The 8,409-nt window shown below is 62.7% G+C and carries 6 protein-coding genes and 1 pseudogene; all 7 read right to left on the bottom strand.

Features of this window, described 5'->3' with window-relative positions:
* Positions 1–96: 96 nt before the first annotated feature.
* A complete protein-coding gene (locus FVW20_RS02105) occupies positions 97–615 on the bottom strand; it encodes an acyltransferase family protein (RefSeq protein WP_196608090.1) in 519 nt (172 codons plus the stop codon).
* A 1,144-nt stretch (positions 616–1,759) separates the two neighbouring features.
* A complete protein-coding gene (gene malQ, locus FVW20_RS02100) occupies positions 1,760–3,298 on the bottom strand; it encodes a 4-alpha-glucanotransferase (RefSeq protein WP_196608089.1) in 1,539 nt (512 codons plus the stop codon).
* A 361-nt stretch (positions 3,299–3,659) separates the two neighbouring features.
* Entirely contained in the window at positions 3,660–4,121 is a 462-nt protein-coding gene (locus tag FVW20_RS19560) for a GNAT family N-acetyltransferase (protein WP_231038787.1), read from the bottom strand.
* Between the two features lie 229 nt (positions 4,122–4,350).
* Positions 4,351–4,638, bottom strand: a pseudogene (locus FVW20_RS20185) (GNAT family N-acetyltransferase); the annotation flags it as partial.
* A gap of 107 nt (positions 4,639–4,745) precedes the next feature.
* Positions 4,746–5,639, bottom strand: a complete 894-nt coding sequence (gene sppA / locus FVW20_RS02090; RefSeq protein ID WP_196608088.1) for a signal peptide peptidase SppA — start codon at positions 5,637–5,639, stop codon at positions 4,746–4,748.
* On the bottom strand, positions 5,623–7,356 hold the full coding sequence (locus FVW20_RS02085; protein WP_196608087.1) for a 30S ribosomal protein S1: 1,734 nt from the start codon (positions 7,354–7,356) through the stop codon (positions 5,623–5,625). The genes sppA and FVW20_RS02085 overlap by 17 nt, the downstream gene beginning before the upstream one ends.
* Before the next feature lie 169 nt (positions 7,357–7,525).
* A partial coding sequence (locus tag FVW20_RS02080; RefSeq protein ID WP_196608086.1) for a DNA-processing protein DprA occupies positions 7,526–8,409 on the bottom strand: 884 nt, incomplete at its 5' end.

The following is an 8,409-nucleotide window of genomic DNA, read 5'->3' as shown; positions in this document are numbered from 1 at the left end:
CAAGCGGCGAGAGCCAGAGCCCGAGGATACCGAAATGTGGAGAACTTCATCACCATGGTCTACCTGATCGCGGCCCCGATTCAGGTCGTGGTGGCTTCATGAATTCCACATCAAACGTCGAAGAACCTTTAAAATGTAAGGTGCAAGTATGTAGAAAGAAATCTCGAGGCCGAGAGTCCACCCCTGCGGAATTAAAAGAAATGCATAAAGAGGCGGGGAGCTGTCGCCGAAATATTTAAAAAACGATAGTGCGTTGTTGTCGATGCCGAGAAACATGGTGATGTCTTGGAAAAGGATCGTTGTATTTGTAAAGGCGATGAAGATAGTGGCTAGGTTCGGCAGTGTTGTGATCTGGGCAAGGTAATTCTGAACGCCGTGTAATAAAAATAAAGTCAACATAGCGCATACGATATATGTGGGGTATAGACGCATATATCTGCTGATCCAGAATGTTTTCGCTGAATCATATGTGTCTATGATCATGGCCATATAAAAACCAGAAATAACAAAGAACGCCTGGACTGCAACAAGGCCGCCAACAAATTTAAGGAGTGGGTGGGAGTTGCAGTGGGTTCCGACAACAGCTAAAGCGAGAAGTATCCTGATTAGTCCCATTTATTACTCATCGCTAGACACGCAGGTCTGTGTTTCTTAAGACGGACAGTATCAATTCGAAATGAACTGGGGCAGGGGAGGGCAAATATAGTGCTCGCCTGGCACTGGCGTGCCCGGAGAGGTGCTGATAGGGCTGCCCGAGGTCCTTCATTGTTCTCTTTCGGCTGGTTCTCGAAAGAGTCATAAAGTACGGCATGATGGTGTGCCCGGCTATTCGTAGTGCTGCGCCACTCGGCGTGTTGTGCTTGGCTAAAAAGGATTGCACGGGTTCGTTGGGTATGTGCACTGTCGTAGCCGGAAATTTTTTGGTGTAAAGCCTGTCGACGACTTGCGGCTATGGCTGTCGAGGGCCAATTGCAGGAATGTCACAATAAATGTGCCTACTGTCACCAAGTTGCCGCTGGGCAGAGTTCCGCTTGGCGTTCTTCAGTCTTCCGGTCTGAACCTCTCCAGCGTGCAAGCCTAGCCGTCATTCAAGGAGATTTTGGCATCTCTTGCATGCCGGGGCAACATTTCGTAGCGGCTTCAGGGAAGCCCACCCGCCTCTTGTACTGATATAAGCTCCTTGCGACAAAATTTACTGTGATACAAGTGCCGGCCCATGCGACGGAAGCCAAAAGCTGTAGGTCAGAGTATTTTTTCCGTCGCGTCACCCACCCATTTCGGGTGCGGTTCTCGTATCCTGCTAGGCGTTCCACAAACCCTTCGCATCGCACGATTTGCAATTGCGGAGATTGCATAGGGTTGTTGCTGCGAACACCGCATTTCAGCAAACCTTGCTCATGTTGTACGACTTGCGTGCATCTCAGCAGTCGCAACTCTATTTATGGTATTTTTTGTCAATGTTACTGTTAGTGTTCCTGTTGGTTTTCTTGTTTGCGGCGAATGACGTGTTGTAACTTCCGCACTATCTTAGTATGGAGCGACATGGTCGCTTCATTTCGAAAGAACAACAGTTCTTAAATTACTAGAGCAATATTTCCATGTTGTTGTGATGTAATATGTATCAACATGCAATGTTAAGCTGTTGTTTTAAGCGCGGTAGCAGCCTATCAAGGCTTTTCTTGCCGGTCCAGCACCAAGTTTGCATCTTGGACAAGCGAATAGCCTTTGGCCTCGGCAGCACCTACTATTGCGACTCGCGCTACCTGCCGAAGAGGCGCGTCAGCCGCCCCAGTTCCGCGTACAGTCCGGGGTCCATCTGGTCCGGCGTCATCCGCCAGGCCCAGTTGCCTGCCGCCACAGACGGTGTGTTCATGCGCGCTTCCGCCCCCAGGCCCAGCACGTCCTGCACCGGGGCTACGGCCAGTTCGGCCACGCTGCCCATGGCCAGGCGCAGCAGCACGCCGGGGGCCTCGTGCGGGGCAATGGCGTGGCCCACGTATTCTTCCACCCGCGCCCGTTCGTGCGCCGGTGCCGCTTCAAACCATGCCCGCGTGGGCGCGTTGTCGTGGGTGCCGGTGTAGACCACGCTGCGCACGTCGTGCCTGAAGGGAACATCGGGGTTGTCGGCGGGGTCCCCGCCAAAGCCGAACTGCAACACCTTCATGCCCGGCAGGGCGAAGGTCGCCTTCAGTTCGCGCACCTCGGCGGTGATCACGCCCAGGTCCTCGGCAATGAGCGGCAGCGCCGTGAACCGCCGGGCCAGCGTGCCGAACAGTTCCATGCCCGGCGCATCCACCCAGCGGCCATTGATGGCCGTTTCTTCCGCCGCCGGAATTTCCCAGTACCCGGCAAACCCCCGGAAGTGGTCCAGCCGCACGATGTCGGCCATGCGCAGGTTGTGCGCCACGCGGCGCACCCACCAGGCAAAGCCGTCGCGCCGCAGGGCGTCCCAGTCGTACACCGGGTTGCCCCAGCGCTGGCCCGTGGCGCTGAAATAATCGGGCGGCACCCCGGCCACGTGGGTGGGGGCGAACTCCGCGTCCAGTCGGAAATAGCCGGGGTTGGCCCACACGTCGGCGCTGTCGTGGGTGACGTAGATGGGCACGTCGCCCACCAGCCGCACGCCAAGGTCGGTGCAGGCGGCCCGCAGGTCGTACCACTGGCGGAAGAACAGGTACTGGCAGAAACGCACGTGATCCAGCGCGGCGGCCTCCTGTACGTCCAGCAGTGCCAGGGCGTCCGGGTGGCGGCGGGCGAAGGGCTCTTCCCAGGTGGTCCAGGCCGCCCCGCCGAAGCGATCCTTCAGCACCGTGAACCGGGCGTAGTCGTCCAGCCAGTGGGCGTTGCCCCGGCAGAAGCGCAGGTAGGCGGTGTCCATGGCCAACTGGTGGCGGTTGCGTTCCCACGCGGCGCGCAACAGCACGCGGCGGTGGGCCTCCACGGCCTCGAACCGGACCGGGCCGCCCGAACCGTGCGATCCACCCGATCCATGCGCCGCCTCGCGGAACTGTTCCGCCCCGGCGTCCACGTCTGCCCATGAGACAAAGCCTTCTTCGGCCAGCCGTTCGGGGCTGATGAGCAGGGTATTGCCCGCGAAGGCCGAGGGGCTGGAATAGGGCGAATTGCCGATGAACGTGGAGGTGGGCGCAAGGGGCAGGAACTGCCACACCGTCTGCCCGGCCCCGGCCAGCAGCCGCGCGAAGGCGTGCGCCGCCGGTCCCATGTCGCCGATGCCGAAGGCCGAGGGCAGCGAGGTGATGTGCAGCAGGATGCCGCTGGCGCGAACCGGTCGGGTCATGGCGTGCTCCTTGGAACGTATACGGCGGGGAATGATGTGTCCGGGCCATGCATGATGGACGACCCCGGCTGCAAGGCTAGCATGAACGGCAAGCGCGCGCCATGCGTGTAGATGTGGTGGTTCGGGAACGGGGCACGAGGCGCGGAAACACGGGCGGCGTGGCGTGCGTTGGGGGGTGGGGATGGGTGCCGGATGGGGCAGGGCGAAGGCAAAGAGAACCGGGCGGAACCGGACAGGCCAGCCAACACCAGGCAGGGACAGACAGCATCAGGGAGGGACAAACAACACCAGGGAGAGACAGGCGAAGCTCAACGAAAATGCAGGGGGCCGCCCCGCCCCGGACAAGACAGCAGCGAAGGCATCACCGTCGTACGCGGTACCAGTACCCGTAGCTTGTGGCGAACCCCAGTCCCGCGTACAGCGCGCGGGCGGGCGCATTGCCTTGCCCCACCTGCAACCATGCGCTGCGTGCGCCGGCATGCCTGGCGGCAGACAGCATGGCGGCAACCAGTGCGCGCCCGTGACCCTTTCGCCGCAGGTCGGGGCGCGCCACAACGGCGAAGATACCGTAGGCATCGTCCGTGCGCACTCCAAGGCCGCATGCAGCGGGCCGACCATCCACGTGCAGCAGCCAGGTTTGCCCGGCGGCACCCAGGGTTGCCAGCAGGGTGCGCAGCACGGGATTTTCCGTGGTGCTGCCGGAGCGGCCACGCACTGCGCCTTCCGCCGCCAGCCACGCCGGGTGGGGCACCATGACGCAGCAGCGCGGCGCGGCGATGGGGTCGCCGGAGCGGGGGGGGGGCATGGGGGGTGGCATGCCCATTAGCGGCCCACCGTGTCATATCCAGTTCCTGCACCAGCGTGGGGTCGGTGGCGGTGTAACCCATGGCTGCCAGCACGGGGTCGAGCCCGCGCAACTCGCCGCATCGGGGTGACGTCGTGGCATCACGCCCGGAGGTTGCTTCAGCGCAACCCGTCGCCTCGCCGCCGTCTTCCAAGGGCTCCGGCAGCCGGAACTGCGGAGGCAGGCCCCGCGCGGCGTACCATGCCTCGGCGTCACGCACGTGGCCTTCGTCCCACGCCACGCCAGCATCCGCAGGCAGCAGCGGCACGCCGCTGTTGATGCGCATGGAATAGCCGCCAGCCGCGCGGAGCAGCAGGTTGCCCCGGCGTTCTTCCTCCCGTGCGGGCCACGCGGCGAAGCAGGCTGACTCCAGCCGCAGGCAGCGGCCCAGCCGTTCCTGCCGGGCGGCGCAGGCGGGGGGCAACTCGAAGGTGAATGGCTGGTGGTATGCAACGTCGTGCGCAATCACGGAAGGTCTCCCGGTTCCTGAATCCATGGCCCCCTCCCTTGCCCCGCAAACCGTGCATGATGGGCTGCCCCAAAACAGAAGCCCCTGCGGCGTGGGCGGCAGGGGCTGCATGTACGGAGGATGCCGGGCATCACTCAATACACGTAAAGGAAGCCGGGCGTCACCACCCGCGATGCAGGTTGCAGGTCCAGCACCGTCTCCAGCGCATCGCGCAGCCACGACGAAGGCTTGGGCTGTTCCACCAGCACGGGCCGCTCGACGATGCCGCACAACTGCTGCAAATCGGTCATGGCCACGTCCATGCCGCCCAGAGCGTCGACCAGGCCTAACTCGTGGGCCTGCCTACCGGTCAGCGCACGGCCATCGGCCACGGCGCGCACCTTTTCCACCGGCAGGTTGCGCGAGTTGGCCACCTCGGTCACGAACTGGTCGTACATGTCCATGACCAGTGCTTGCAGATACTCGCGCTCCTGCGGGGTCATGGCCCGGAACGGCGATCCCGCGTCCTTCATGTCGCCGGAAACCAGCGTCTGCCGGGCCAGGCCCAGCTTGTCCATCAGGCCCTGCACGTTGGGCAGTTCCATCTTCACGCCGATGGAACCGGTGAGCGTGGCGGGGTTGGCGATGACGCGCGTGGCCCCCAGCGAGATGTAGTACCCGCCGGACGCAGCCACAGTGCCCATGGACACCACCACCGGCTTCACGCGGGCCATGCGGCGCACGGCGTCCAGCAGTTCCTGCGAGGCGGCAACGCCGCCGCCGGGCGAATCCACCCGCAGCAGCACGCCGCGCACAGAAGGATCGTCGCGCAACGTATCCATCCACGCGGTGGTCTTGGAAATGTCGGCAATCATGCCTTCAACCCGCACCACCCCGACGCGCGGGCCCGCGAACGGGCCCGTGCCGCCGGTCAAATGGCGCAAGGCGGCCGAAGCCCCCATGAAGAGGGCAACGGCCGCCAGAATGAGCAGGAATCCGAAGATGAACGGATGCCGCTGGCTGAAGGAGGGTCTAGCTGTCGGAAGCATCCTCTTCCAGCTTCTGCTTCAGCAGGTCACCAAGGTTCTGGCCGCCCGTATCGGCGGGACCGGCGCGGAATTCCTTGGGCTTGCGACGTTCTTCCTCGTCCTTGAGTTGCTTGATGGACAGCCCGAGGCGACGTTCTTCGGCAGAGACGTGGATGACCTTGGCCTGGATGACCACGCCTTCCTTGAACATCTCGGAGGGCGACTTGATCTTCTTCTGGCTGATTTCGGAGACGTGGACAAGGCCTTCGATGCCTTCTTCCACTTCAACGAACAGGCCGAAGTCGGTGATGTTGGTCACCGTGCCTTCGATCAGCCCGCCAACCGGGTAGCGCGAGGGCACATGGGTCCACGGGTCTTCGGTCAGCTGCTTGATGCCGAGGGTGAACTTTTCGTTCTCCTGATCGACGGTCAGCACCTTGGCCTGCACCACATCGCCGGTCTTGAACACTTCGTTGGGATGGCGGATCTTCTTGGTCCAGCTGATGTCGGACACGTGGATCAGGCCGTCGATGCCGTCCTCGATGCCGATGAACATGCCGAATTCGGTGATGTTCTTGATCACGCCTTCAAGGACGGTGCCTTCAGGGTACTTTTCGGCCACAACTTCCCACGGGTTCGGCTTGACCTGCTTCATGCCGAGGGAGATGCGCTTCTTGTCCTGATCGACGCCGAGGATGACCACTTCCACTTCGTCGCCCACGCGCACCATCTGCGAAGGATGACGCAGCTTGCGGGTCCACGACATTTCGGAAATGTGGACCAGGCCTTCCACGCCGGGCTCCAGCTCGACGAACGCGCCGTAGTCCACCAGGTTGGTCACGCGGCCCTGAAGCTTTGCGCCTTCGGGGTACTTGGCGGTGATGTCCTGCCAGGGGTCGGCCACCAGCTGCTTCATGCCCAGCGACACCTTCTGGTTGTCGCGGTCGAAGGAGAGCACCTTCAGTTGCAGTTCCTGCCCAAGGGTGACCAGTTCCTTCGGGTGACGGATGCGCTTCCAGGACATGTCGGTGATGTGCAGCAGGCCGTCCAGCCCGCCAAGGTCCACGAACACGCCGTATTCGGTGATGTTCTTGGCCTTGCCGGTGACGATCTGGTTCTCTTCGAGAGTGCGCAGCAGATCCTGACGCTTGGAATCGCGTTCCTCTTCAAGCAGGACGCGGCGGGAAACGATGACGTTGCTGCGCCGACGGTTGATCTTGAGAACACGGAATTCGTATTCCTGGTTGACCAGCGCGTCCATGTCGGGGACGGGGCGCAGGTCCACGTGCGAGCCGGGCAGGAAGGCTTCGACGCCGCCGAGATCGACGGTGTAGCCACCCTTGATGCGACGCACGATACGGCCGGTGATGACCCCGTTGTTTTCCTGAATCTCTTCGAGCTTGTCGAAGAGCTGCATGCGCTTGGCCTTCTCGAAGGACAGGGTGATGGTGCCTTCCATCTCGTTCTTGCGAACGACGAAGACGTCCACCTTGTCGCCCACGGCGATGTTGACCTTGCCGGTGCTGTCCCTGAACTCGGAAGCGGAAATCTGCCCTTCGGACTTGAAGTTCACGTCGATGAGGACGCTGTCCTCATCCACGCGAACCACCTCACCCTTGATGATCGACCCTTCTTCAAGGTCGCCGAAATCGGAGCTGAGGTAATTCTCGAGGGCGCTCTCGAAACTCAGATCCATTTCAAGAGCGGCGTTTTCCATGTTTTCGGGGGTTGCTGTCATACGTTTCCTCCAACCGACGCAAATTTTCCCGCCCTGATGCGCGGGATTGGTCTGCATAGCAGAATGCCCGGGGAATGACAACCGCGCGGGGCGCGGCGGATGGTAAAGCATGGCAAGGGGGAGGCGAGGCGCGCCCCAAGGTGACGCAAGAGAGGCCCGGCAGGCCTGGTCAGCGGCGTCCGGCGGACGCAAGGCGGTATTTCACCGGGCGCCCGCCCTTTTCCGCCAGCCCCTCGGCCACCAGCCAGGTCAGCCAGGCCCGAGCCTGTACGGCGGCCACGCCCAGTTCCGCAGCGATCTCGTCTTCCTTTTTGGGAACGGCCAGCAGCTGCGGGGCCATCCGGCGGATCAGCGCCTGAAGTTCATCCGCCGGGGAGATGGGCGATACTGCCTGCCCACCCCCCTGCGATCCGGGAGGGCGCACATCAGGTGTCCCTGAAATCGGCGGTTGTGTGGCGGACGGCTGCGCATCGGGCAGCCCGGCACCGGTACGTCCCATCCCTGCGGTGGCCCCTTCCGGGGGAGCCGATTCCTTTATTCCGGCAGCGGGCGCCAGGGGCTGCATGGCGGCGGCATCCAGTAGCGACAGCGTCCGTTCCCTGTGCGGCATGGTCATGGGTTGGCGCAACAGTGCAGTCAGCCCGGCGGTGTCGGCAGGTTCCGGCCATGGCTGCGCTCCCTTGGCGCGCAACGCCTCCAGCCCTTCGCGGCGGGTCCCCGTGGCACGTACGTAGACCGGCACCAGCCGCAGCTTGTCCAGTTGCTCCTGCGCCCCGGCCCAGGTGCCGCCCTTGCCCGCATCGCTGCATACCACCAGTGCCGCGTCGGACAACGCGTAAATGAGCTTGTTGCGCTGCATGGCATTGCCTACGTTGAAGGCCGCGTTGGGGTCATACGGCGAAAGCAGCAGCAGGCGGCCTTCCGCTATGGAGTTGCGGTTCTCGCGGCGCATGGCGCGCGATTCCAGCCCTTCGGCCAGCACGCTCACCGCCGCGCCACCAGCTGCCAACGCCCCGTCGGTGGCAGCGCCGTCGATGCCTCGCGCGCCGCCGG

This window comes from Nitratidesulfovibrio oxamicus (genome assembly GCF_015731765.1).
GTDB lineage: Bacteria > Desulfobacterota > Desulfovibrionia > Desulfovibrionales > Desulfovibrionaceae > Cupidesulfovibrio > Cupidesulfovibrio oxamicus.
This window is presented reverse-complemented; position numbering and strand designations above follow the sequence as displayed.